The organism is Citrobacter sp. MGH110 (genome assembly GCF_001037515.1).
Lineage (GTDB): Bacteria > Pseudomonadota > Gammaproteobacteria > Enterobacterales > Enterobacteriaceae > Citrobacter > Citrobacter portucalensis.
On record NZ_KQ089830.1, the window covers coordinates 117,141 to 141,199 of the forward strand.

A 24,059-nucleotide genomic window follows, 5' to 3' on the forward strand; every position below is an offset into this window, starting at 1 on the left:
GCCCGGTTCTATCGCGACGTATTTCTGTGTTAAACTCAACGCGATTTTATGAAATCCTGGGTTGAGGTATCTCTGAACACACCGGCACAGCTCTCTTTGCCACTTTATCTTCCTGACGACGAAACTTTCGCAAGTTTCTGGCCGGGGGATAACTCCTCTTTACTGGCTGCACTGCAAAACGTGCTGCGTCAGGAACATAGCGGGTATATTTATCTCTGGTCGCGTGAAGGCGCTGGCCGTAGTCATTTGCTGCATGCAGCCTGTGCGGAACTCTCCGCGCGCGGCGATGCGGTAGGCTACGTGCCGCTCGATAAACGCACCTGGTTCGTCCCCGAGGTGCTCGACGGGATGGAGCATTTATCGCTGGTTTGCATTGATAACATCGAATGTGTGGCCGGTGATTCGCTGTGGGAAATGGCGATCTTTGATCTCTACAACCGTATCCTGGAGTCGGGGAAAACGCGCTTGCTGATCACCGGCGATCGTCCGCCAAGACAGCTGAATCTGGGGTTGCCGGATCTCGCCTCACGCCTGGACTGGGGGCAAATCTACAAGCTGCAACCGCTTTCCGATGAAGATAAGCTGCAGGCGTTGCAATTACGCGCCAGACTTCGTGGATTTGAACTGCCGGAAGATGTGGGACGTTTTCTGCTAAAGCGTCTGGATCGTGAAATGCGAACGCTGTTTATGACGTTGGATCAGTTAGATCATGCGTCGATCACCGCCCAGCGTAAGCTGACCATTCCGTTCGTAAAAGAAATTCTGAAGCTGTAAGCGCCGCAGCCGAGAAGACTGCGGCAGGTTGCAGGTTAACCGACGATTTCCAGTACCTGCTCAGGCGGGCGTCCAATTCGAGCCTGACCTTTGGCAACCACAATCGGGCGCTCCATCAGTTTCGGGTTTTCCACCATTGCCTGAATCAGCGCATCTTCACTCAGATTTTTGTCCGCCAGGTTAAGCGATTTATAGAGATCCTCTTTCTGGCGCATCAGTTCACGCGCGCTGGACATACCGAGCATTTGCAGCAGTTCGCGCAGGGTTGCTGCGTCAGCCGGCGTTTCCAGATACAACACCACTTCCGGGTCCACGCCGTTGGACTTCAGTAATTCCAGCGTTTCACGGCTCTTGGAGCAGCGTGGGTTATGGTAGATTTTAATCGCGTCTGACATGACTTCTCCTTGCATAACAATACTGCCGGATGGCGGCCAAAAGACCTTATCCGGCCTACATATTGCGTCTGACGTAGGCCGGATAAGACGCGACAGCGTCGCCATCCGGCAAAGGTTCGATAATTACATTTTCGTGTACGGTTTAAAGCGTTCTTGCAGCTGGCGTAGCTGGTCAATACGGGCATCGTATCTGGCCTGCTGCTGGCTACCCAGTTTCACCTGAGAGCTTGCGCTGCTGAGCATCGAAATAGCCTGATCCAGACGTCCCGCGAGGGCATACCCCTCCGCGCGCGCCGCCAGCTCCTGATCGCGGTTGCTCAGGTTGGCTTCCGTTTGCGCTAACAGATCCCAGCCGTTAGGGTCATCTTTATGGTTAAACGTATAGCGATTCAGGATGGTCGCCGCCTCTTTGGCTTGTCCACCCTGTAAATAGGCATTCGCCAGGTTGAGCTGCAGAACCGGGTTAGTGCGCAGGTCGCGGGCGTTTTTCAGGCGGTTAATGGCATCACTGGTTTTCTTCTGGCCGAGATCGATATCCGTTGCCAGGTCGAGATACCAGGCATTGTTAGGATCTGCCGCCAGCAGCGGTTGCAGCGCTTTACGCGCCTCGTCGTATTTACTGGCTTCCATCGCCTGCAATGCCCGGCCATACTGGGCCGCACGTTGCTCACGTACGTTGCCTTTCGACCAGCTACTCAGCAGGTCATCGGTCAACTGGTTACGACCAGAGTTGTACATGCCTAAGGTTCGTGCCTTAGCCAGATAAAAATCTTCTGACGACTGGACGACCACCGGGCGCATCTGGTTGGCGCGGTTACGGGCATCAGACAGACGGCTTTCCGGCAGGGGGTGAGTCAGCAAAATTTCCGGCGGACGCGAAGAGTAACGAGCCTGGTCGAGCAGTTTTTCCAGGAACGTTGGCATGGCCTGGGGATCGAATCCCGAGCGTTGCAGTACCTGAATACCAATGCGATCTGCTTCCTGTTCGTTTTGCTGCGTAAAGCTGATCATTCCCTGACGTGTACCCGCCAGCGTACCGGTCAGCGCCGCCATACCCGCCTGCGGGCTGGCCATTGCTAATAAAATTGAACCTAATGCGCCAACCCACGTTAGCGGTGCGCTGCGTTTCTGATCTTCCATGGCACGCGCCAGGTGGCGTTGCGTGACGTGTGAAATTTCGTGCGCCATAACCGATGCCAGCTGGCTTTCGTTGTCGGAATAGCGGAATAGTGCGGAGTGCAGGACAACGTTGCCGCCAAAGAAAGCAAAGGCGTTGATTTCATCGTTGTTAATCAAAAAGAAGGTGAAGGGCGTTTTTACCGAGTCGGCGTGCGAGACCAGACGCATCCCCAGCGCATTAATGTATTGGGTGAGCAATGGATCGTTAATTAATGGCGCACTACCGCGCAGTTGGCGTACGTAATAATCGCCCATCTGCATTTCCTGTCCTATGGAAAGCGTACTGCCTGCCGACGTTCCCATATCAGGCAGGGTGTCCGCAGTATCAGCAAATGCGGGCGCAACCTGACCGATAGTCAGTGCGGCAATGAGGGTAGCAACCAGGTTTTTTTTCAACTGCCTGAACATAACCTCTGTCCTGTATTCTTTTTTGAGATAGCCATTTGACCGATGCTGTGAAGTATCGTTCACACTCCGCAAGCTTACGGAGTGTAACTGCGAAACCTGACGATGAACACCCAGGAAAAATGTCTTTTCACTTTGCGTAATCAGCCATAAAAAGCGAAGTCTTTTTTGTGACATTTCGATACAATTCGGGATCGCAATCCCGCTATTGGGTTCATGGAAGGGTTTTATGCTCGAAATGTTGATGCAATGGTATCGTCGCCGCTTTAGCGACCCCGAAGCCATCGCCCTGCTGATTATTCTTGTTGCCGGTTTTGGCATCCTGTTTTTCTTTAGCGGTCTTTTGGCGCCGCTGCTGGTCGCCATTGTGCTGGCGTACCTGCTTGAATGGCCGACAGTGCGGCTGGAACATATTGGGTGTTCACGGCGTTGGGCGACATCGATTGTACTGGTGGTGTTTGTCGGTATTTTACTGCTGATGGCCTTTGTGGTGATGCCCGTTGCGTGGCAGCAGGGAATTTACCTGATCCGCGACATGCCCGGCATGCTCAATAAATTGTCTGATTTTGCCGCCACCTTGCCACGACGTTACCCGGCGCTGATGGATGCGGGCATCATTGATGCGATGGCGGAAAATATGCGCTCGCGAATGCTCACCATGGGGGATTCGGTGGTGAAATATTCGTTAGCCTCCCTGGTCGGATTACTCACGCTGGCGGTTTATCTGGTGCTTGTCCCGTTGATGGTGTTCTTCCTGATCAAAGATAAAGGCCAGATGCTGAACGCCGTGCGCCGGGTGCTACCGCGTAATCGCGGGCTGGCGGGACAGGTATGGAAAGAGATGAACCAGCAAATCACCAACTATATCCGCGGGAAGGTGCTGGAAATGGTGGTGGTCGGCGTAGCGACCTGGCTCGGCTTCCTGCTGTTTGGTCTCAACTATTCGCTGTTGCTGGCGGTGCTGGTCGGGTTCTCTGTGCTGATCCCGTATATCGGCGCTTTTGTGGTGACGATTCCGGTGGTTGGCGTGGCGCTGTTCCAGTTCGGGCTTGGCACCGAGTTCTGGAGCTGTTTTGCCGTGTACCTGATAATCCAGGCACTGGACGGCAATTTGCTGGTTCCCGTGCTGTTCTCCGAGGCGGTCAATCTGCATCCACTGGTGATTATTCTCTCCGTGGTGATTTTCGGCGGTTTGTGGGGATTCTGGGGCGTATTCTTTGCGATTCCTCTGGCGACGTTAATCAAAGCGGTAATGCATGCCTGGCCGGATGGTCAGGTCGTTGACGAACCCTAATCTGCAAGATCCGGCGATATCATGTCGCCGGATCTGAACTTGTCTGACCTCTATCCACACTTTCTGAATAATCTCTTCTGCTGTCGTTTTTCTCCGCGTTTGTCTTTAACTTGACCATCGTGATGTCTTTTAGTCACACAAGGATTAAGGCCAACAGGAGAACAAAATGGGTCACAGCACACACACGCAGCAAAAGGTGGGATGGGGCGGTTATCTCGCTTTTTTTATTACGATTATTCTTTTTTCCGGCATGTTTGCGAAAAGTACCGAATGGTGGCGGGTCTTTGACTTCACTGTCCTCAACGGTGCGTTTGGGCAGATTAATGCTGCGGGCGACACGGCGGTCTCTTTTCGTGGCACAGGGGGGATGGGGGCAAAAGACGGCTTCTTATTCGCGCTTGAACTGGCGCCTTCCGTCATTCTTTCGCTCGGGATTATTTCCGTCACCGAAGGGTTGGGTGGATTGCGCGCGGCACAACAGCTGATGACGCCGGTCCTGCGTCCGTTACTGGGCATTCCGGGTATTTGTTCGCTGGCGTTGATTGCAAATTTGCAAAATACCGATGCCGCGGCCGGGATGACCAAAGAAATGGCGGAAGAGGGCATTATCACAGAGCAGGAACGCGCTATTTTTGCCTGCTGGCAAACCAGCGGTAGCGCGTGCATTACCAACTATTTTTCTTCTGGCGCAGCGCTGTTTACGATGGTGACCGTTCCGGTGATTACGCCGCTGGCGGTGATCCTTGTCTTCAAATTTGTGGGTGCGAACCTGTTGCGTGTGTGGATCGCGCAGCTGGAAAATCGCCGTATGCAGCAGGAGGCGTGAGATGACAACACAGGTACGTAAAAACGTCATGGATATGTTTATCGATGGCGCACGGCGCGGGTTTACCATTGCAACAACCAGTCTGTTGCCTAACGTGGTGATGGCGTTTGTGATTATACAGGCGCTGAAGGTGACAGGGCTGCTCGAGGTTGTCGGGCGGGTATGCGAGCCGGTAATGGCGCTGTGGGGGCTGCCGGGGGAATCTGCCACTGTGCTGCTGGCAGCAGTGATGAGTATGGGAGGCGGCGTCGGCGTGTGCGCCAGCCTGGTTGTCGCCGGAACGCTTTCGGGACATGATGCCACGGTGTTGTTACCGGCTATCTACCTGATGGGAAATCCGGTGCAAAATGTGGGCCGTTGTCTGGGGACTGCGGGGGTTCATCCTCGTTATTACCCGCTAATTATTGCGGTATGCGTCATTAATGCGCTGCTCTCTATTTGGGTTATGCAGGTTATTGCCTGACAAGGAAGGTTATGAACTGTTCAATTCTTGATTTGACGTTGTTCCAGCAGGGACACGTGTATGCGCCTGAAGATTTAGGGCGACAGGATATACTGGTCTCCGGCAGCAAAATTGTTGCCATCGCCCCGTCAATTTCTCCTGAAGACTTTCCCGGTTGCGAGTGTATCAATCTTGACGGCGCGATTGTGTGCCCAGGATTTATCGATCAACACGTCCATCTTATTGGCGGCGGTGGGGAAGCGGGGCCGCATACCCGCACGCCGGAAGTGCGCTTGTCACGGCTGGTTGAAGCTGGTGTCACGTCGGTGGTGGGTTTGCTGGGTACCGATGGCATTACCCGTCACCCGGAATCGCTGCTGGCAAAAACCCGCGCGCTGGAGTTTGAAGGCATCAGCGCATGGATGCTGACCGGGGCGTATTCTCTGCCTTCCCCGACTATCACCGGCAGTATCGATCGCGATGTGGCGCTGATTGATAAAGTTATTGGTGTGAAATGTGCGGTTTCGGACCATCGTTCTTCAGCCCCGGATACCTCGGCGCTGGCAAATATGGCGGCGCAGTCGCGCGTCGGCGGGTTGTTGGGGCGCAAACCAGGGATCAGCGTTTTCCATATGGGCGATAGCCCGCGCATGCTGGAACCGTTGTACCAGATCCTCGACTGCTGCGATGTGCCGATTACTAAAATGTTGCCGACACACGTTAACCGTGCGGAACCGTTGTTCCAGGCGGCGCTGGAGTATGCCCGTAAAGGCGGTTATATCGACATTACCAGCAGTATTGATGAGCCCGTCGACCCGGCCACGGCTATCGCCACGGCGCTGCGCCAGAACGTGCCGCTGTCGCGCATTACCCTTAGCTCGGATGGCAACGGCAGCCAGCCGGAATTTGATGAGCTTGGCAATCTCACCGGCATCGGTGTCGCGGGGTTTGAATCACTGGCTGAGACGGTGCGCCAGTTGGTGAAGATTCATGCCATACCGCTGGAACAGGCGCTGTGTCCGCTGACGCGTACGGTCGCAGAATTTTTGGCACTGGAGCATAAAGGGCGTCTGGCGGTGGGATGCGATGCGGACATTCTGGTGCTCAACGACGCGCTGGAAGTTCATCACCTGTGGGCGAAGGGAAAAGCCGTAGTCAGGGAGCAGAAAGCGTGCGTGAAAGGGACGTTTGAGTAACCGGGCGGTCATCTGCCGGATGGCGACGCTAACGCGTCTTATCCGGCCTACGCGCGTGCATTTGTAGGCCGGATAAGGCGTTCACGCCGCCATCCGGCATTTCACGGTCAGGCGTTCTCTTTCAGCCAATTCATTACCACGTCGTGGTGGTTGCTGGTTTTGAAGTCATCAAACACATGCTCAATTTTCCCTTCGGCATCAATCAGGAAGCTGATGCGGTGGATGCCATCGTAGGTTTTGCCCATAAATGACTTCTCACCCCAGACGCCGAACTGCTCGCAAACCTGATGATCTTCATCGGACAGGAGCGTGAAATTCAGGACTTCTTTCTCCGCGAATCGGGAAAGCTTCTCTGGTTTGTCAGTGCTGATCCCCAGCACTTCAACACCCGCTTTTTTTAACTCATCCATGTTATCGCGCAGGCCGCAGGCCTGTACGGTACAGCCGGGTGTCATGGCTTTCGGGTAAAAATAAACCAGAACACGCTGTCCCTGGAAGTCGGTTAAATTTACTTGTTCTCCGTCTTGATCCGGCAAGCTAAATTTCGGTGCGATATCACCGGCTTTCAGTGGGTTCATTACTTAACTCCATCCTGTTCATCATGCTGTGAGTAATTGACGACGTTAATACTGCCTTGCGCATTGAGTTCTGTACAGAGTGCTTTAAACGCATCTTCAATATTTGCCGAATCATGTGACGCAGGACTATGTGCGGTAATTTGAATAAACAGCTGCGCCGCCTTTCCATTCTCAGCCGGTTGCGTGCGTGAAACCAGTTCCGCAATATTCATTTGGTGGCTGTCAAACAGAGCGGTGAAGCGTTCAATCAAATGGGGAGAATCAGGGACATCGACCTGCACCCATACCGTAGCAGGCATTGCCGGACGGGGGCGCGCGGTCGTGCGCTTCATCACAATGAGTAAATCCAGCTCTGCGCCTTTTAAGGGCAGGGTTGATTCAATCAGGGTGATGGCATTCCAGGTTCCCGACAGCAACATGATAAACGTGAACTCATCACCCAGCATGGCCAGTCGGCTGTCTTCGATATTACAGCCGCAACTGCTGACATGACGCGTGATGGTGTTCACAATTCCTGGGCGATCGGCACCCAGCGCAGTAATGACCAGATAGTGTTGCGATGACGATGTCAAACCTGTTCTTCCTTTGAGCGGTGAGGTAATCATAAGGAAAGCATAAAAAAAACATGCATACAACAATCAGAACGGCTCTGGTCGCTTGCTTTTATTGTCGTACCAAACGTACCATTGAGACACTTGTTTGCACAGAGGATGGCCCATGTTCACGGGAAGTATTGTCGCGCTTGTTACGCCGATGGATGAGAAAGGTAAAGTCTGCCGGTCGAGCCTGAAAAAACTGATTGATTATCATGTCGCCAGCGGCACCTCGGCGATCGTTTCTGTTGGCACCACCGGTGAGTCCGCCACCCTGAGTCATGATGAACATGGCGATGTGGTGATGATGACGCTGGAACTGGCTGACGGGCGTATTCCGGTGATTGCCGGAACCGGCGCCAATGCGACCGCGGAAGCCATTAGTCTGACGCAGCGTTTCAACGACAGCGGTGTTGTCGGCTGCCTGACGGTGACGCCTTACTACAACCGCCCAACCCAGGAAGGTTTGTTCCAGCATTTCAAAGCCATCGCTGAGCATACTGACCTGCCGCAAATTCTGTATAATGTGCCGTCCCGTACTGGCTGCGATATGCTGCCGGAAACCGTTGGTCGTCTGGCGAAAGTTAAAAATATTATCGCTATTAAAGAAGCCACGGGGAACTTAAGTCGCGTTCACCAGATCAAAGAGCTGGTTTCGGACGACTTTATTCTGCTCAGCGGTGATGACGCGACCGGACTGGATTTTATGCAGCTCGGTGGTCATGGCGTGATTTCCGTAACGTCTAACGTTGCGGCACGTGATATGGCTGAAATGTGCAAACTGGCGGCAGCCGGGCAATTTGCCGAGGCGCGGGTGATTAACCAGCGTCTGATGCCGTTACACAACAAACTATTTGTCGAACCCAATCCTATCCCCGTGAAATGGGCGTGTAAGGAGTTGGGACTTGTGGCGACCGATACGCTACGTCTGCCGATGACGCCAATCACGGACAATGCTCGTGAAATCGTCAAAGCGGCGCTTAAGCATGCCGGTTTGCTGTAAAGTTTAGGGAGATTTGATGGCTTACTCAGTACAAAAGTCGCGCCTGGCCAAGGTTGCGGGTGTTTCGCTTGTTATGTTGCTCGCGGCCTGTAGCTCTGACTCGCGCTATAAGCGCCAGGTGAGCGGTGATGAATCCTATCTGGAGGCCGCACCGCTTGCTGAGCTTCATGCTCCAGCTGGGATGATTTTGCCGGTTATGTCGGGCGACTATAATATCCCGGTAACCAACGGCAGTGGTGCCGTGGGTAAAGCGCTGGATATTCGTCCACCGGCTCAGCCGTTAGCATTAGTCACCGGTGCTCGCACACAGATCGCGGGTGATACGTCGACATTACTGGTGGAAAACGGTCGTGGCAACACACTGTGGCCGCAGGTCGTTAGCGTCATTCAGTCTAAAAACTACACGATCACCAAACGTGATGATGCCAGCCAGACGTTGACCACCGACTGGGTTGACTGGAACCGTCTGGATGAAGACGAGCAGTACCGTGGACGTTATCAAATCTCGGTTAAACCGCAGGGCTATCAGCAAGCGGTAACGGTGAAACTGGTTAACCTCGAGCAGGCGGGTAAACCCGTAGCCGATGCGGCATCAATGCAGCGCTACAGCGCTGAGATGATGAACGTTATCTCTGCTGGTCTGGATAAAAACGCCACCGACGCCGCGAATGCCGCGCAGAACCGCTCTGCAGCCACCATGGATGTTCAGAGCGCCGCCGATGACACCGGTTTACCAATGCTGGTGGTACGTGGGCCGTTCAACGTGGTGTGGCAGCGTCTGCCGGCAGCGCTTGAGAAAGTGGGGATGAAGGTAACCGACAGCACCCGTTCTCAGGGCAGCATCGCGGTGACCTACAAACCACTGTCCGATAGCAACTGGCAGGAGTTGGGCGCAAGCGATCCGGGTCTGGTATCCGGCGACTATAAACTACAGGTCGGTGATTTAGACAACCGCAGCAGCTTGCAGTTTATCGATCCGAAGGGGCATACCCTGACGCAAAGCCAGAACGACGCGCTGGTCGCCGTCTTCCAGGCAGCGTTCAGTAAGTAAAAATAAAGGGCTGGATAACTCCAGCCCTTTTTTTCTGATATGATACGCAAACGTGTGCGTCGGCAGAAAAACGCAATATTTATCGTTAATTCACACCCAGGAGTAATAAAGATGCAAAAGCAAGCTGAGTTGTATCGTGGTAAAGCGAAGACCGTATACAGCACGGAAAACCCGGACCTGTTGGTGCTCGAATTCCGCAATGATACGTCAGCAGGGGATGGCGCGCGCATTGAACAGTTTGACCGTAAAGGCATGGTGAACAACAAATTCAACCATTTCATTATGACTAAACTGCAAGAAGCGGGTATTCCTACCCAGATGGAGCGACTGCTTTCTGATACCGAATGTCTGGTGAAAAAACTGGAGATGGTACCGGTTGAATGTGTGGTACGTAACCGCGCGGCAGGCTCTCTGGTTAAGCGTTTAGGCGTTGAGGAAGGTATTGAACTGAATCCGCCGCTGTTTGATCTGTTCCTGAAAAACGATGCTATGCACGATCCAATGATTAACGATTCCTATTGCGAAACTTTTGGTTGGGTGAGCAAAGAGAATCTGGCGCGTATGAAAGAGCTGACCTACAAAGCTAACGACGTGCTGAAAAAGATGTTTGATGATGCTGGTCTGATTCTGGTCGACTTCAAACTTGAGTTTGGTTTGTATAAAGGTGAAGTGGTCCTGGGTGATGAATTCTCACCGGACGGTAGCCGCCTGTGGGACAAAGAAACGCTGGATAAAATGGACAAAGATCGCTTCCGCCAGAGTCTGGGCGGCCTGATCGAAGCCTATGAAGCCGTCGCGCATCGCCTGGGTGTGAAGTTAGACTAATCTTCCCCTGAGCCGGCGATCGCTCTCCGGCTCATTAACCCCACCTGATTTGATTACTATTTCTTATGGTAATCCTGTTCCGAACCGCCTACGATCATCATCATAATGAATAAAAAGTTGAGGTGATTATGCGCTGGCAAGGGCGTCGTGAAAGTGACAATGTGGAAGACAGACGAAACAGCTCTGGCGGCGGCCCCTCTATGGGTGGGCCCGGTTTTCGTCTGCCCAGTGGTAAAGGCGGCATCATCCTGCTGATTGTGGTGCTGGTGGCGGGTTATTATGGCGTGGATCTCACCGGGCTAATGACTGGCCAGCCGGTCTCCCAACAGCAATCATCACGCTCCATCAGCCCAAACGATGATGAAGCGGCAAAATTTACCTCGGTGATTCTGGCTACAACAGAAGATACCTGGGGACAGCAGTTTGAAAAAATGGGCCGCACCTACCAACAGCCGAAGCTGGTGATGTACCGGGGCGCGACGCGTACCGGCTGCGGTGCGGGTCAGTCCGTGATGGGGCCGTTTTATTGCCCGGCAGATGGTACGGTTTACATCGACCTTTCATTCTATGACGACATGAAAAACAAGCTGGGCGCTGATGGTGATTTTGCTCAGGGCTATGTTATCGCCCATGAAGTGGGTCATCACGTGCAGAAACTGCTGGGCATTGAACCTAAAGTTCGTCAGATGCAGCAGAATGCCTCACAGGCAGAAGTGAACCGTCTTTCCGTTCGAATGGAACTGCAGGCAGACTGCTTTGCCGGTGTCTGGGGCCACAGCATGCAGCAGCAGGGCGTACTGGAGTCTGGTGACCTGGAAGAGGCACTGAACGCCGCACAGGCCATTGGTGACGATCGTCTGCAACAGCAGGGACAAGGACGCGTAGTACCGGACAGCTTTACTCACGGAACCTCTGAACAGCGTTTTACCTGGTTCAAACGCGGTTTTGACAGCGGCGATCCGGGGCAATGTAATACTTTTGGTAAAGGTATTTAAGACTCTGTGGCAGGGATGTCCGATAACACGGCGCTGAGCGCGTTAACCGAACAAATGACCCACGAAGGGATCCGTCGTCTGCTGATTATCAGCGGCGAGGATAACTGGTGTCAGGAACAGGCATTAGCGCTACGTAGCACGTTACCCGGCGACTGGCTGTGGGTAGGGGAGCAAGCCCCTACCGAGCCGTGCTGTACGCCGCAGGCGCTAAAAACATTATTAGGGCGCGAGTTTCGTCATGCGGTTTTTGACGCAGGGCAGGGTTTTGACGCTGCGGCGTTTGCCGCCTTAAGCGGCACACTGCTTGCTGGCAGTTGGCTGGTTTTGCTGACCCCACCCTGGCATTCCTGGCACACGCATCCGGACGCGGATTCACTACGCTGGAGCGATTGTGCTGAACCTATCCCTACACCGCACTTTATTGAACACGTCAAACGGGTGATTTCCCGCGATAGACAGGCTCTGCACTGGCAACAGCATCAGCCGGTTGCCTGTCCGCATTTTCCTGCTCGCGCAGCCTGGCATGCGGCAACCGGCGAACCCCAGCCAGAACAGGCGATGATATTAAATCATTTGCTGGCTATGCCTCTCGGTGTGGTTGCGGTGACGGCCGCACGGGGTCGGGGCAAGTCTGCTCTGGCAGGGCAACTCATAGCGCGGATTAACGGCACTGCGATTGTGACAGCGCCTGCCAAAGCGGCAACCGATGTGCTGGCGCAATTTGCCGGAGAGCGTTACCGTTTTATGGCCCCGGATGCGCTGTTAAGCAGTTCTGCAATCGCAGACTGGCTAATTGTGGATGAAGCCGCCGCGATCCCCGCGCCGCTGCTGTACCAACTGGTGGCGCGTTTTCCTCGTACGCTGTTAACCACTACAGTACAAGGCTACGAGGGAACGGGGAGAGGCTTCCTGCTGAAATTCTGTGCTCGCTTCCCCAATCTTCAACGCTATGAGTTGCAGCAACCGGTACGCTGGGCGCAGGGATGTCCGCTGGAGCAAATCGTCAGCGATGCGCTGGTGTTTGATGATGAAACGTTCACGCATGCCCCATTGGGGGAGCTTCACTTCTCGGCATTTGAGCAACAGTCCTGGCATGCTAATCCGGCGCTGCCGTTAGCGGTATACCTGCTGCTTTCTGGAGCGCATTATCGCACCTCGCCATTGGACCTGCGGCGGATGATGGACGCGCCTGGTCAGCATTTTCTTCAGGCATCAACCGCTGACTCAGTGGCGGGGGCTGTCTGGTTGGTCGATGAAGGGGGACTATCCGCGGAATTAAGCCAGGCCGTCTGGGCCGGATATCGTCGACCGAGAGGGAATCTGGTTGCGCAGTCGCTGGCGGCGCACGGTGGTGACCCGTTGGCGGCGACGCTCGTCGGGAGACGGGTCAGTCGAATTGCGGTTCATCCTGCTCGCCAGCGAGAAGGTATCGGACAGCAGTTGATTATGCAGGCCCTGCGTTATTCCATGCAGTGTGATTATCTGTCCGTCAGCTTTGGTTATACGGCTGAACTATGGCGTTTCTGGCAACGCTGCGGTTTTGTGCTGGTGCGAATGGGAAATCATCGGGAAGCCAGCAGCGGCTGTTATACCGCCATGGCGTTACTTCCCATTAGCGAAGCGGGGAAACGCCTTGCCGAGCGGGAGCACCAGCATTTGCGTCGTGATGCGGAAATCCTTGCGCAATGGAACGGTGAGAGCATTCCGCTGGTCCCGCTGAAAGAGACTACGCTTAATGAGGATGACTGGGCTGAGCTGGCTGGGTTTGCCTTCGCGCATCGGCCATTATTGACGTCGCTAGGCTGTCTGAGTCGTCTGCTTGAGCACAGTGAGTTACCTCTTCCGGCCTTGCGCGGACGCATCCAGGCTAAACGTAGCGACGCCGAATTGTGCCAACAGCTCAAGATTTCTGGTCGTAAAGCGTTGCTGGTCATTCAGCGCGCCGAAGCGGCGCAGGCATTAAATCAGCTGGATGCAGAGCGTGAACAGCGGCTACATAATCGCATTATGCAATGGCAATTTTTTCACTAACTTCTTCAATTTCCTGGCATGGTCATTGCGGTTAAGCGGCGTAGAATGATTCTCATCAGCTAAGGAGAACGCCATGAAACATGACCATTTTGTTGTTCAAAGTCCCGATAAACCCGCTCAACAGCTACTGCTGCTGTTTCATGGCGTCGGCGATAACCCGGTTGCTATGGGCGAAATTGGCACCTGGTTTGCGCCGCTGTTTCCGGATGCGCTAATCGTTAGCATTGGTGGAGCAGAGCCTTACGGTACGACTTCCGGACGTCAGTGGTTTTCGGTGCAGGGCGTAACAGAAGAGAATCGTCAGGCTCGTGTTGACGCCATTATGCCGGTGTTTATCGAAACCGTGCGCTACTGGCAGAAGCACAGCGGCGTTTCGCCGCAGGCAACCGCGCTGATTGGCTTTTCTCAGGGGGCGATTATGTCACTTGAGAGCATCAAAGCTGAGCCGGGGCTGGCGTCGCGGGTTATCGCCTTCAATGGCCGCTATGCCACCTTGCCAGAGGCTGCAACCACCGCGACGACGGTGCATTTGATTCACGGTGGTGAAGACCGGGTAATTGAGTTATCTCATGCCGTTGCCGCGCAGGAAGCGTTAATTCGCGCCGGTGGGGATGTGACGCTGGATATCGTCGAAAATCTGGGGCACGCCATTGATGAACGCAGCATGCAGTTTGCGCTCGATCATCTGCGTTTTACCGTACCGAAGCACTACTTTGATGAAGCGCTGAGCGGCAGTAAGCCTCACGATGATGATGTGATTGCCATGATCTGATTGATCACCGTAGGCCGGATAAAACGCGAAGCGTTACCATCCGGCACGTAATGCCCGGTGGCGCTAACGCTTACCGGGCCTACGGGACTTATCGGCCTACTAATTATTTCTTCGGTTGGTCCTTATTCGGCCAATCGTCGTCGTCATCCCATTTATCGTTAAAGTCACGATGCGGGGGAAGCTCCGGCTTGTTGGCAAGAAATTTCTTGTGATCGACGCGCTTGAGATCTTTAATCACGTTCAGCAGCACGCCTACCAGAAACACCAACACCAGAATCCACCAATATTTTGCCAGCCAGTCCATGCTCATTTCCTCTTACAGGAACACTCATCAGGCGACGAGTTGCTCCATGATACGTTGATACATACGGGCAAGCAGCTGCAGGTCGGCGGCATTAACACATTCATTAATTTTATGAATAGTGGCGTTGACCGGCCCAAGTTCTACTACCTGCGCCCCCATGCGGGCAATAAAACGCCCGTCGGACGTCCCGCCTGTAGTCAGTAACTGCGGTTTAATCTCATTATAGTGCTCAATGGCGTTCACCACTGCATCCACCAGTTTACCGCGTTCGGTCAGGAACGGCTGACCGGAAAGCCACCAGTCGACGGTATAACGCAGCTGATGTTTCTCCAGCAGCGCGTGAACCCGTGTTTTAATCATCTCATCGGTCAGCTCAGTGCTGAAACGGAAGTTGAACTGGATAAACAGTTCTCCAGGGATAACGTTGTTGCTGCCGGTTCCAGCCTGGATATTGGCAATCTGCATGCTGGTCGCCGGGAAGAATTCGTTACCCTGATCCCACTCGATCGCCACCAGTTCATTGAGCATGGGGGCTGCGCGGTGTACCGGGTTATCGGCCAGATGCGGATAGGCCACGTGGCCCTGCACGCCGTGAATGGTCAGGTTGCAGGTCAGTGAACCACGACGTCCGTTTTTCACCACGTCGCCAACGATTTCCGTGCTGGATGGCTCACCCACCAGACAATAATCCAGTCGTTCATTACGCGCCATCAACGCTTCAACCACCTTCACGGTGCCGTTTTTGGCGCTGGCTTCTTCGTCAGACGTTATCAAAAAGGCCAGACGACCCTGATGGTTTGGATGCTGGGCGACAAAACGTTCTGCGGCCACGACCATCGCCGCCAGTGAACCCTTCATATCGGCAGCGCCACGCCCGAACAACATGCCATCGCGAATGGTCGGTTCGAACGGTGGATTGATCCAGCGATCGACATCGCCGGCAGGCACTACGTCGGTGTGACCGGCAAATGCCAGGGTCTCACCTTTACCGCGCCATGCCCAAAAATTCTGTGTGTCACCAAAGTCCATTCGCTCAACGGTAAAACCTACCGCGCGCAGGCGTTCAATCATTAACGCCTGGCACCCGGCATCATCCGGGCTCAGGGAAGGACGGCGAATAAGCTGCTGTGTCAGCTCAATGACCGGGCACGACATAGACTACACCTCATTAAAAAACAGAGTATAACTGGATTCACTGAAACCAAGCAGCATAGGCTTACCCGGCGCGCAGAGCAATGGGCGTTTGATAATTGCTGGCATTTCAATCATCAACGCGGCGGCGGAAGCCGCATCGGTGATTTGACTGCGCGTGGATTCATCGAGTTTACGCCAGGTGGTTCCACGCGTATTGAGCAGCGCCTCCCAACCTAATTCGCTGATAAAGGACTGTAAGAGCGTGTTGTCCAGACCGTCGACGCGATAATCATGAAAGCGGTAGTCAATACCTTGAGCCTCCAACCAGCGTCTGGCTTTTTTAATCGTGTCGCAATTCTTAATGCCGTAAAGGGTGATCATTTGAATCCTTATTGACGTAACTTGAATATTTATTCTTTTATTCTGTGGCAATGAATAATACATATTGTCATTCAATCGTTATAGAAAAATATAACATTGTTGAACAACAGTGAATAATGATTCCTGAAAGCTCCAAAAAATACCGTATAACTAAAAATCAGAATCTGCCTGTTTGCATCAGCCTGTTTTTCCATCAGAATTGGGAAAGTAGTAGATGATGTATGAATATTTCAAAATATTGCAGTAAGTCACATAAAATTTATGGGTATAGCGCATAGTGATCACATAAACCCCAAACACTGGAGGAATCAATCGCAACCATCGGTTAAATTGCCTTCTTTTAATGATGATGATTTCGTAGAATGCCCATAATAATAAGAGAGGTTGTTATGATTGAACGTGAACTGGGGAACTGGAAAGACTTTATCGAAGTGATGCTTCGTAAATAATTTTCTGGAAGAAATTCATATCCTGTAAAGGATAAAAAAAGGCGACTCAACGTAAGTCGCCTTTTTTGTGTCCGATTATTCTGGGCGTGGCTTCAATGGGAAGCGTCTGCGCACCAGCACAAAGAACAGGGGAACGAAGTAAATCGCCAGGATAGTGGCTGAAATCATCCCGCCCATTACGCCAGTCCCCACCGCATGTTGACCGCCAGAACCAGCGCCACTGCTGATGGTCATCGGCAGCACCCCGAAGATAAACGCCAGTGACGTCATCAGAATTGGGCGTAAACGTTGGCGACAAGCATGGAGCGTGGCGTCGAGCAGATCGTGTCCTTTCTCGTTCATCTCATTGGCGAATTCAACAATCAATATTGCGTTCTTCGCCGATAGCCCGATCACGGTAAGTAACCCGACCTGGAAATAAACATCGTTTTCCAGGCCGCGCATCCAGGTCGCCAGTAGCGCGCCAATAACCCCCAATGGCACGACCAGCATGACGGAGAAGGGTACCGACCAGCTTTCGTACAGTGCCGCCAGACACAGGAACACGACCAGCAAAGAAATGGCGTACAGGGCAGGGGCCTGAGAGCCCGACAGCCGTTCCTGATAAGACATCGCAGTCCATTCGAGGCCAAACCCTGTCGGTAACTGGCGCACCAGCGATTCCATTATGTCCATTGCCGTACCTGTACTGACGCCAGGCGCGGCTTCGCCGACAATCTCGACCGCGGAGTAGCCGTTATAGCGCTCCAGACGTGGTGAACCGGTTTCCCAGCGTGAAGTCGCAAAGGCCGAGAAAGGCACCATGCCACCGTTGTTATTGCGGACGTACCACAAGTTAATGTCGTCCGGGAGCATGCGATATTTTGCTGCCGCCTGCACGTAAACCTTCTTCACGCGGCCCCGATCCATAAAGTCATTGACGTAGCTGGAACCCCAGGCCGTTTGCAATGTGTCGTTGATGTCGTCGATGGAAACGCCCAGCGCCTGGGCTTTGCGCTGATCGATATCAATTTGCAACTGTGGGCTGTCGTCCAGACCGTTATGACGAACGCGGGTCAGGGACGTGTCTTTCCCTGCCAGCTCAATGAGTTTGTCGCGCGCGGCCATTAACGCATCATGGCCCGCACCGGCGTGATCCTGCAGCTCCATATCGAAACCGGCAGAGCTTCCGAGGCCGCTGATAGCCGGAGGGCTGCTGGCGAAGACGCGGGCTTCTTTAATCTTATTAAAGGCTTTGGTCGCACGTTCGATGATGGCGAAAGAGGTTCCGGTAGTGGTGTCGCGCTCATCCCAGTCTTTTAAGCGGACAAACATACGTGCCACGTTTTGACCGTTCCCGCCAGGGCCAGAACCGACCGTGGAAAAGACTGACATAATGTTGTCTTTCTCATGGGTGAAGTAATACTTCTCCACTTCCTCAACCACTTTCAATGTTTGCTGCTGTGTGGAGCCGCTGGGCAGCTGTACCGAGGTGGTAAACATGCCGCGGTCTTCCAGCGGTAGGAAGGAGGTTGGCAGGCGCAGGAACAGGAAAACCATTCCACCGAGCAGCAGGACGTAGATCAGTATCCAGCGCAGACTGCGGTGCAGGATCCTGGCAACGCCTTTTTCGTAGCGCTCAGCGTTGCGATTAAACATCCGGTTAAACCAGCCGAAGAAACCGGTTTGTCCGTGATGCTCGCCCTTATGCAGCGGTTTGAGCAGGGTCGCGCACAGAGCGGGAGTCAGGATCATCGCCACCAGAACAGACAGCACCATGGCGGAGACGATAGTAATCGAGAACTGGCGGTAAATGGCCCCGGTAGTGCCGCCGAAGAAGGCCATCGGGATAAACACCGCTGACAGCACCATGGCGATACCGACCAGCGCGCCCTGGATTTGTCCCATCGATTTCCGAGTCGCTTCCCGCGGTGAGAGTCCTTCCTCACTCATAATACGCTCGACGTTTTCCACTACCACAATGGCGTCATCGACCAGCAGGCCGATCGCCAGCACCATCGCAAACATCGTCAAGGTATTAACGCTATAGCCAAAGGCGTAAAGCACGGAGAAGGTACCCATCAGGACGACGGGAACGGCGATGGTGGGAATCAGCGTGGCGCGGAAGTTTTGCAGGAACAGGTACATCACGAGGAATACCAGTGCAATAGCTTCCAGCAGGGTTTTTACCACGTCGATGATTGAGGCTTTGACAAAGGAGGTGGTTTCATAAGCCACCTTATATTCCAGCCCGTGCGGAAAATATTGTGACAGCTCGTTCAGACGGTTAATGACCAGCGTTGCTGTCGCCATTTCATTGGCGCCTGAAGCCAGCTTCACGCCCAGGCCAGAGGCAGGATTTCCATTAAAGCGGCTGAGGTAATCATACTTTTCAGCGCCCATTTCGACCGTTGCCACATCGCCCAGTTTAACTTCAGAGCCATCCTGGTTGACGCGTAGCGTAATGGCGCGGAATTCATCCGGAGTCTGCAGTAGCGACTGGGCGTTGATCGTCGCGTTCAGCGCCTGCTTATCCACCGAAGGCGTACCGCCAAGTTGTCCGACGGCAATCTGCGCATTCTGTGACTCGATAGCGTCGGTCACATCTTTAGCGGTCATCTGGAAACTGTTCAGTTTGGCCGGGTCAAGCCAGATACGCATGGAGTACTGTGAGCCGTAAGCGTCAATATCCCCCACGCCGTTAATACGGCTGAGCGGATCCTGAATGTTACTGGCGACATAGTCGGCGATGTCCTGCTTATCCATTGAGCCATCGGTGGAGACAAAGGCGATAGTCAGAATATTGGTGTCTCCGGTCTTACGCACCGTGACCCCCTGATCCTGTACCGCCTGCGGCAGTTTACGCATTGCCGATTGCAGCTGGTTTTGCACCTGCTGGACGGCCTCGTCAGGATCGGTTCCGGCAACGAAGCTCAACGTAACCGTCGCCTGACCTGTCCCACTGCTCTGCGATGACATGTACATCAGGTTATCGAGACCAGTCATGTTCTGCTCGATAACCTGGGTGACGGTGTTTTCCAGAGTCTGAGCCGAAGCGCCAGGATAGTTGGCGGTGACCCGCACGTTTGGCGGTGCCAGATCGGGATATTGCTCAACGGGCAGTGAAAAAATAGCCAGGGCTCCTGTCAGGCACAACAGGATAGCTAACACCCAGGCAAAAATGGGGCGATCGATGAAAAAATTCGCCATTAAAAGAGGACCTCGTGTTTCTGCGTATCGTTATGGGTATGGCTTGCTTCACTTTAGCGGCAAGGTACGGGTCAAACGTGGAGAAAAAAAGAAGATAATGTAAATTATCATGCCCGTTTACAGCATACCTTTCGTGCCAACGCCGTCAGGCCTGGATCCAGACCCGACGGCGCTTTGCGGTTCTTTACGTTAGCTCACTGTCTGATTCAGCCGAACGGAAACTGATGCTCACCAACGTTCCCCCTCCGGAAGGTTGAGAGAAGGTCAACGTGCCGCTCAGTCTTTCCGCCCGCTCACGCATAATATTGAGTCCATAGTGCCCTGCAGGCTCATGCGGCTCGCCAATGCCGATGCCGTTATCGCGGATATAAACCGTGTGGTTGCCGTCCGGAGCCGTTACGCAGCTGACGGCAATTTCGCTCGCGCTGGCATGCTTAATGGCGTTCAGCACCGCTTCGCGGATGATCTGCAACAGGTGCACCTGCATTTGCGCATCCAACGCCAGCGTGGGTAACCGACAGTCGAGTGTGAGTTTAGCTGAGGTTTGATTTTGCAGCGTTTCCAGCATTTCATGCAGGGCGGAGGGTAAGTCTGCCTGCTGTAAGGTCAGACGGAAGGTGGTGAGCAGTTCGCGTAGCTGACGGTAGGCATCGTTCAGCGCCTGGGAGAAATCCGCCATAATGCTTTGCGCCGGGGCGTTATCCTCCGGGATTGAACGTTTAAGCAACGTGAGCTGAATGCGTAAATAAGAGAGCACCTGCGCCAACGAGTCGTGCAGCTCGCGTGCAATCGTCGCTCGCTCCTCCATTAACAACAGCTGCTGAAAATGTTTTTGTGCCTGGTTGAAGTACAACCCGCGTCCCAGCATCGAGGAGACGCTGTTGAGCAGCGGAGTAGAAGCATTGACGTTTGGACTTTGCCAGTGCAGTTCGCCGTAGACGGTTTCCTGCATGGTGACTGGCAGGATCTGCATCGGCAGCTCGAGGCTTTTAGTCCCTTCGCTAATCCGCCAGTTATCACCGACGGTGAGTTCAAGGAAATACGCGGCGTCATGTTCGCGGACGATCTGTAAAATATGACGGAAGCAGTGCACGTCAATCTGGCTGGTATTTAACGCCTGGGAGCACTGATACAACACCTCCAGACGGCGATTGGCTTCGTGCAGATCGTGAGTTTTCTCGGCCACAGACGCTTCCAGCGAACGATACAGCTTGTGTAATTCACTCGACATCTGGCTAAACGTTTTGCCCAGCAACCCCAGTTCATTAGGCAAACCGGTATCCAGCTGTGGGATATCAAATTGACCGTGTTCAATTTGCTGACTGGCCATCACCAGTTTATTCAGCGGACGCACCACCTGCTGGCGAATGCGCCGCAGGGTAAAGAAGACGAGGGTGAATATGCCGATCCCGCCCGCCAGCGAGATGCCAAATACCAGCATTACTTTACGCTCGGCATAATGCTGCAACGCCAGCACGAAGAGATCGATCTGATCGACGTAGTTGTTGATGTTGGCCTGGTACCATTTTAAATCGCCGTCGATCAGGCGGGCGTTCATTTCCAGCCAGTTAGCATGCAGACGTCCATAGCGGCTTTTTACCGCTTGTGGCACATACCACGCGTTCAGATTCTGTAATGCTGGCGAGTTTAGCGCCTGCTGGAAAAGCTGGCGGTGGGCGTTAAGCTGCGGGCTCTGGCTTTGTAGATCGTAACCCAGACGGTAGCTTTGCATGCGCAATGAGCCAGCAACGTTGATGGCTTCGGCATCTCGCAAGCTGCTGGTCAGCGTGAGCAGCGCAATACCCGTTGAGAGAATCGACAGCATCACTATGTAGAAAAAAGCTTTAGCCAGACTGGCCGAGACCGGACGCTTTACCGTCACTTGTGCATCCTCACACAATACACGTCGCGCCTGAAAACAGCGTGAACGATGCGGTGTATTTGATAAATGTTAATAAAACGCCATGAAACTGGATGGTAACTGAAACACAATTTCATATGCGATGAAATAAATTGATCTGCCACAGGTTCTGGATAAATAGTTGTGCTTCCTGGGCAAATGAACATTGCCGCTTCCTTCCGTGTCGGTTAATAACACTCTTATAAAGAATAAGGTTTTTGCAACCAAAAAAGAAGGAAGCCATGAATCGTTTTATTATGGTCAATAGCCAGCAGTGCCTGGGATGCCATGCCTGTGAGGTCGCCTGCGTCATGGCTCACAATGGCGAACAGCATGTCCTGAGCCAACGGCATTTTCAGCCCCGAATTACCGTCATTAAGCATCAGCAGCAGCGCAGCGCGGTGACCTGCCACCACTGCGAAGATGCACCCTGCGCCAGAAGTTGCCCAAACGGGGCAATTAGCCATGATAACGACAGCGTTCAGGTGAACCCGCAAAAGTGTATTGGCTGTAAATCGTGCGTTGTAGCCTGTCCTTTCGGCACGATGCAGATCGTACTCACTCCCGTCGCCAAAGGGAAGGTGAAAGCTACCGCGCACAAATGCGATCTGTGCCAGGGGCGTGAACAGGGACCCGCCTGCGTAGAGAACTGTCCGGCGCAGGCGTTACAGCTGGTGACGGAAAATTCGCTTACCGGTCTGTCAAAAGCGCGCAGGCTGCGTACCGCAAGTTTGGAAAGCCAGCCATGGCATGCCAGCACTACCGATTTTGTTCCACATGTCATCACTAAACGTGAGCAAATGCAGGCGACGCCTGCGCGCGGGGAGCCGGATAAACTGGCGATTGAGGCCCGGAAAACCAGCTTTGAAGAGATCTATCTGCCGTTTCGTACGGCGCAGGCGGAGCGCGAAGCCTCTCGCTGCCTGAAATGCGGCGACCACAGTATTTGTGAATGGACCTGTCCACTGCATAACCACATTCCGCAGTGGATTGAACTGGTCAAAGCCGGGAATATCGACGCGGCGGTTGAGCTTTCTCACCAGACCAACTGCCTGCCGGAGGTGACCGGACGCGTATGCCCGCAGGATCGACTCTGCGAAGGGGCATGTACGGTGCGTAGCGAGCATGGCGCAGTTACCATCGGTAATATTGAGCGTTACATCTCCGATCGGGCGCTGAGTAAAGGATGGCGACCGGACTTAAGCCATGTGCAGAAAGTGGACAAGCGTGTTGCCATCATCGGTGCGGGTCCGGCGGGTCTGGCCTGTGCGGATGTGCTTGCGCGCAGCGGCGTCAGCGCCACCGTTTACGATCGCCATCCTGAAATTGGCGGTTTGCTGACGTTCGGTATTCCGGCCTTCAAGCTGGACAAATCGCTGCTGGCGCGTCGCCGTGAAATCTTCAGCGCCATGGGCATTCATTTTGAACTTAACTGTGAAGTGGGTAAGGATGTCGCGCTTGAAAAGCTGCTGGAGGATTACGATGCCGTGTTCGTGGGCGTAGGAACCTATCGTTCCATGAAGGCGGACCTGCCAAATGAAGACGCGCCAGGCGTGTATGATGCGCTGCCGTTCCTGATTGCCAACACCAAGCAGGTGATGGGGCTGGAGGAACTGCCTGAAGAACCGTTTATCGATACCGCCGGACTAAACGTGGTTGTGCTGGGCGGAGGCGATACGGCAATGGACTGTGTGCGAACCGCCCTGCGTCATGGCGCAAGCCAGGTGACCTGCGCCTATCGTCGTGATGAAGCCAACATGCCCGGCTCGAAAAAAGAGGTGAAGAACGCCCGGGAAGAGGGGGCAAATTTCGAGTTTAACGTTCAGCCGGTTGAGCTGGTGTTGCATGCCGATGGGCGAGTCAGCGGTGTGCGTTTCTTACGTACTCAACTTGGCGAACCTGATGCACAGGGCCGTCGTCGCCCGGTTCCCATTGCCGGGAGTGAGTTTGTGATGCCCGCAGATGCGGTGATTATGGCGTTTGGTTTTCACCCACACGGCATGCCGTGGCTGGAGTCGCATGGCGTTAAGGTCGATAACTGGGGGCGCATTGCCGCCGATGTTGAAAGTGCATACCGTTATCAAACCAGTAACCCGAAAATCTTTGCCGGTGGTGACGCGGTACGCGGTGCAGACCTGGTGGTGACGGCTATGGCGGAAGGGCGGCACGCCGCCCAGGGGATCGTCGACTGGCTGGGCGTAAAATCAGTCAAATCTCATTAATCGGCGAGTAGGCCGGATAAAACGCGTTAGCGTTGCCATCCGGCAATGTGCCGCATGAATGCCTGATGGCGCTTTGCTTATCAGGCCTACATTGTTCCAAGACAAACCCGGTTTCACGGCG

22 protein-coding genes are annotated in these 24,059 nt (G+C 53.8%); 13 read left to right on the forward strand and 9 right to left on the reverse strand.

Features of this window, described 5'->3' with window-relative positions; all coding sequences use genetic code 11:
• The first annotated feature begins 72 nt into the window (after window positions 1-72).
• Window positions 73-774 (forward strand): DnaA inactivator Hda, encoded by a 702-nt coding sequence (locus SK38_RS00505; RefSeq protein ID WP_211924219.1) that lies wholly within the window; start codon window positions 73-75, stop codon window positions 772-774.
• Window positions 775-809: 35 nt separating this feature from the next.
• Here SK38_RS00505 and arsC read toward each other — a convergent pair whose 3' ends face one another.
• On the reverse strand, window positions 810-1,169 hold the full coding sequence (arsC, locus tag SK38_RS00510) for an arsenate reductase (glutaredoxin) (protein ID WP_003037937.1): 360 nt from the start codon (window positions 1,167-1,169) through the stop codon (window positions 810-812).
• A 123-nt stretch (window positions 1,170-1,292) separates the two neighbouring features.
• A complete protein-coding gene (gene bepA, locus SK38_RS00515; RefSeq protein ID WP_008785438.1) occupies window positions 1,293-2,756 on the reverse strand; it encodes a beta-barrel assembly-enhancing protease in 1,464 nt (487 codons plus the stop codon).
• Between the two features lie 226 nt (window positions 2,757-2,982).
• Here bepA and SK38_RS00520 point away from each other — a divergent pair, with 226 nt between their 5' ends.
• The 4 genes from SK38_RS00520 (at window position 2,983) to iadA (ending at window position 6,511) form a co-directional block, all read left to right on the forward strand.
• The gene (locus tag SK38_RS00520) at window positions 2,983-4,047 is read left to right on the forward strand and encodes an AI-2E family transporter (protein WP_003037941.1); all 1,065 of its coding nucleotides are present in this window, start codon (window positions 2,983-2,985) and stop codon (window positions 4,045-4,047) included.
• A 166-nt stretch (window positions 4,048-4,213) separates the two neighbouring features.
• On the forward strand, window positions 4,214-4,873 hold the full coding sequence (locus tag SK38_RS00525) for a nucleoside recognition domain-containing protein (protein WP_032944189.1): 660 nt from the start codon (window positions 4,214-4,216) through the stop codon (window positions 4,871-4,873).
• A 1-nt stretch (window position 4,874) separates the two neighbouring features.
• A complete protein-coding gene (locus SK38_RS00530; RefSeq protein WP_003835099.1) occupies window positions 4,875-5,336 on the forward strand; it encodes a YjiG family protein in 462 nt (153 codons plus the stop codon).
• A gap of 11 nt (window positions 5,337-5,347) precedes the next feature.
• Window positions 5,348-6,511, forward strand: a complete 1,164-nt coding sequence (gene iadA / locus SK38_RS00535; RefSeq protein ID WP_048234746.1) for a beta-aspartyl-peptidase — start codon at window positions 5,348-5,350, stop codon at window positions 6,509-6,511.
• Between the two features lie 107 nt (window positions 6,512-6,618).
• On the opposite strand, the gene bcp is transcribed toward iadA, so the two are convergent.
• Window positions 6,619-7,089, reverse strand: coding sequence for a thioredoxin-dependent thiol peroxidase (gene bcp, locus SK38_RS00540; RefSeq protein ID WP_003835095.1), 471 nt, complete (start codon window positions 7,087-7,089; stop codon window positions 6,619-6,621).
• Window positions 7,089-7,661: a glycine cleavage system transcriptional repressor gene (locus tag SK38_RS00545; RefSeq protein WP_003037954.1), complete on the reverse strand. Its 573-nt coding sequence runs from the start codon at window positions 7,659-7,661 to the stop codon at window positions 7,089-7,091. The genes bcp and SK38_RS00545 overlap by 1 nt, the downstream gene beginning before the upstream one ends.
• A gap of 145 nt (window positions 7,662-7,806) precedes the next feature.
• Here SK38_RS00545 and dapA point away from each other — a divergent pair, with 145 nt between their 5' ends.
• The 6 genes from dapA (at window position 7,807) to ypfH (ending at window position 14,359) form a co-directional block, all read left to right on the forward strand.
• The gene (gene dapA, locus SK38_RS00550) at window positions 7,807-8,685 is read left to right on the forward strand and encodes a 4-hydroxy-tetrahydrodipicolinate synthase (RefSeq protein ID WP_003037957.1); all 879 of its coding nucleotides are present in this window, start codon (window positions 7,807-7,809) and stop codon (window positions 8,683-8,685) included.
• Between the two features lie 16 nt (window positions 8,686-8,701).
• Window positions 8,702-9,736 carry an outer membrane protein assembly factor BamC gene (gene bamC / locus SK38_RS00555; protein ID WP_003835088.1) on the forward strand — a complete coding sequence of 345 codons (1,035 nt, stop codon included), beginning with the start codon at window positions 8,702-8,704 and terminating at the stop codon, window positions 9,734-9,736.
• A 111-nt stretch (window positions 9,737-9,847) separates the two neighbouring features.
• Complete coding sequence (gene purC / locus SK38_RS00560; protein WP_003835086.1) at window positions 9,848-10,561, forward strand: phosphoribosylaminoimidazolesuccinocarboxamide synthase; 714 nt, start codon at window positions 9,848-9,850, stop codon at window positions 10,559-10,561.
• Window positions 10,562-10,689: 128 nt separating this feature from the next.
• Complete coding sequence (gene ypfJ, locus SK38_RS00565) at window positions 10,690-11,556, forward strand: KPN_02809 family neutral zinc metallopeptidase (protein WP_003037967.1); 867 nt, start codon at window positions 10,690-10,692, stop codon at window positions 11,554-11,556.
• A 15-nt stretch (window positions 11,557-11,571) separates the two neighbouring features.
• On the forward strand, window positions 11,572-13,587 hold the full coding sequence (locus SK38_RS00570) for a tRNA(Met) cytidine acetyltransferase TmcA (protein WP_048234748.1): 2,016 nt from the start codon (window positions 11,572-11,574) through the stop codon (window positions 13,585-13,587).
• A 73-nt stretch (window positions 13,588-13,660) separates the two neighbouring features.
• Window positions 13,661-14,359, forward strand: coding sequence for an esterase (ypfH, locus tag SK38_RS00575; protein ID WP_048234750.1), 699 nt, complete (start codon window positions 13,661-13,663; stop codon window positions 14,357-14,359).
• A 103-nt stretch (window positions 14,360-14,462) separates the two neighbouring features.
• Here the strand turns inward: ypfH and SK38_RS00580 are convergent, their stop codons facing one another.
• Genes SK38_RS00580 through SK38_RS00590 form a run of 3 tightly spaced genes read right to left on the reverse strand, consistent with a single transcriptional unit; the run spans window position 14,463 to window position 16,178 of the window.
• On the reverse strand, window positions 14,463-14,663 hold the full coding sequence (locus tag SK38_RS00580) for a YpfN family protein (RefSeq protein WP_003835080.1): 201 nt from the start codon (window positions 14,661-14,663) through the stop codon (window positions 14,463-14,465).
• Window positions 14,664-14,690: 27 nt separating this feature from the next.
• The gene (dapE, locus tag SK38_RS00585) at window positions 14,691-15,818 is read right to left on the reverse strand and encodes a succinyl-diaminopimelate desuccinylase (RefSeq protein ID WP_048234752.1); all 1,128 of its coding nucleotides are present in this window, start codon (window positions 15,816-15,818) and stop codon (window positions 14,691-14,693) included.
• A gap of 3 nt (window positions 15,819-15,821) precedes the next feature.
• Window positions 15,822-16,178 carry an ArsC family reductase gene (locus tag SK38_RS00590; RefSeq protein WP_003835078.1) on the reverse strand — a complete coding sequence of 119 codons (357 nt, stop codon included), beginning with the start codon at window positions 16,176-16,178 and terminating at the stop codon, window positions 15,822-15,824.
• 389 nt (window positions 16,179-16,567) lie between these two features.
• Here SK38_RS00590 and ypfM point away from each other — a divergent pair, with 389 nt between their 5' ends.
• Window positions 16,568-16,627 (forward strand): protein YpfM, encoded by a 60-nt coding sequence (gene ypfM / locus SK38_RS24850; protein ID WP_001386977.1) that lies wholly within the window; start codon window positions 16,568-16,570, stop codon window positions 16,625-16,627.
• Window positions 16,628-16,702: 75 nt separating this feature from the next.
• On the opposite strand, the gene acrD is transcribed toward ypfM, so the two are convergent.
• Together acrD and narQ are read right to left on the reverse strand one after the other, a co-directional pair.
• On the reverse strand, window positions 16,703-19,816 hold the full coding sequence (acrD, locus tag SK38_RS00595) for a multidrug efflux RND transporter permease AcrD (RefSeq protein WP_032944180.1): 3,114 nt from the start codon (window positions 19,814-19,816) through the stop codon (window positions 16,703-16,705).
• Window positions 19,817-20,000: 184 nt separating this feature from the next.
• Complete coding sequence (gene narQ, locus SK38_RS00600) at window positions 20,001-21,698, reverse strand: nitrate/nitrite two-component system sensor histidine kinase NarQ (RefSeq protein WP_048234754.1); 1,698 nt, start codon at window positions 21,696-21,698, stop codon at window positions 20,001-20,003.
• A gap of 260 nt (window positions 21,699-21,958) precedes the next feature.
• Between narQ and aegA the strand changes: the two genes are divergently transcribed.
• On the forward strand, window positions 21,959-23,938 hold the full coding sequence (gene aegA, locus SK38_RS00605) for a formate-dependent uric acid utilization protein AegA (protein ID WP_008785428.1): 1,980 nt from the start codon (window positions 21,959-21,961) through the stop codon (window positions 23,936-23,938).
• Window positions 23,939-24,059 lie beyond the last annotated feature (121 nt).

Excerpts from the sequence above, each read along its gene's own strand:
- ypfJ (WP_003037967.1), top strand. The coding sequence starts at position 10,690 with ATGCGCTGGCAAGGGCGTCGTGAAAGTGACAATGTGGAAGACAGACGA.
- dapA (WP_003037957.1), top strand. The coding sequence starts at position 7,807 with ATGTTCACGGGAAGTATTGTCGCGCTTGTTACGCCGATGGATGAGAAA.
- iadA (WP_048234746.1), top strand. The coding sequence starts at position 5,348 with ATGAACTGTTCAATTCTTGATTTGACGTTGTTCCAGCAGGGACACGTG.
- bepA (WP_008785438.1), bottom strand. The coding sequence starts at position 2,756 with ATGTTCAGGCAGTTGAAAAAAAACCTGGTTGCTACCCTCATTGCCGCA.
- aegA (WP_008785428.1), top strand. The coding sequence starts at position 21,959 with ATGAATCGTTTTATTATGGTCAATAGCCAGCAGTGCCTGGGATGCCAT.
- bcp (WP_003835095.1), bottom strand. The coding sequence starts at position 7,089 with ATGAACCCACTGAAAGCCGGTGATATCGCACCGAAATTTAGCTTGCCG.
- ypfH (WP_048234750.1), top strand. The coding sequence starts at position 13,661 with ATGAAACATGACCATTTTGTTGTTCAAAGTCCCGATAAACCCGCTCAA.
- SK38_RS00530 (WP_003835099.1), top strand. The coding sequence starts at position 4,875 with ATGACAACACAGGTACGTAAAAACGTCATGGATATGTTTATCGATGGC.
- SK38_RS00525 (WP_032944189.1), top strand. The coding sequence starts at position 4,214 with ATGGGTCACAGCACACACACGCAGCAAAAGGTGGGATGGGGCGGTTAT.
- bamC (WP_003835088.1), top strand. The coding sequence starts at position 8,702 with ATGGCTTACTCAGTACAAAAGTCGCGCCTGGCCAAGGTTGCGGGTGTT.
- acrD (WP_032944180.1), bottom strand. The coding sequence starts at position 19,816 with ATGGCGAATTTTTTCATCGATCGCCCCATTTTTGCCTGGGTGTTAGCT.
- SK38_RS00570 (WP_048234748.1), top strand. The coding sequence starts at position 11,572 with ATGTCCGATAACACGGCGCTGAGCGCGTTAACCGAACAAATGACCCAC.
- SK38_RS00520 (WP_003037941.1), top strand. The coding sequence starts at position 2,983 with ATGCTCGAAATGTTGATGCAATGGTATCGTCGCCGCTTTAGCGACCCC.
- dapE (WP_048234752.1), bottom strand. The coding sequence starts at position 15,818 with ATGTCGTGCCCGGTCATTGAGCTGACACAGCAGCTTATTCGCCGTCCT.
- arsC (WP_003037937.1), bottom strand. The coding sequence starts at position 1,169 with ATGTCAGACGCGATTAAAATCTACCATAACCCACGCTGCTCCAAGAGC.
- purC (WP_003835086.1), top strand. The coding sequence starts at position 9,848 with ATGCAAAAGCAAGCTGAGTTGTATCGTGGTAAAGCGAAGACCGTATAC.
- SK38_RS00580 (WP_003835080.1), bottom strand. The coding sequence starts at position 14,663 with ATGGACTGGCTGGCAAAATATTGGTGGATTCTGGTGTTGGTGTTTCTG.
- SK38_RS00590 (WP_003835078.1), bottom strand. The coding sequence starts at position 16,178 with ATGATCACCCTTTACGGCATTAAGAATTGCGACACGATTAAAAAAGCC.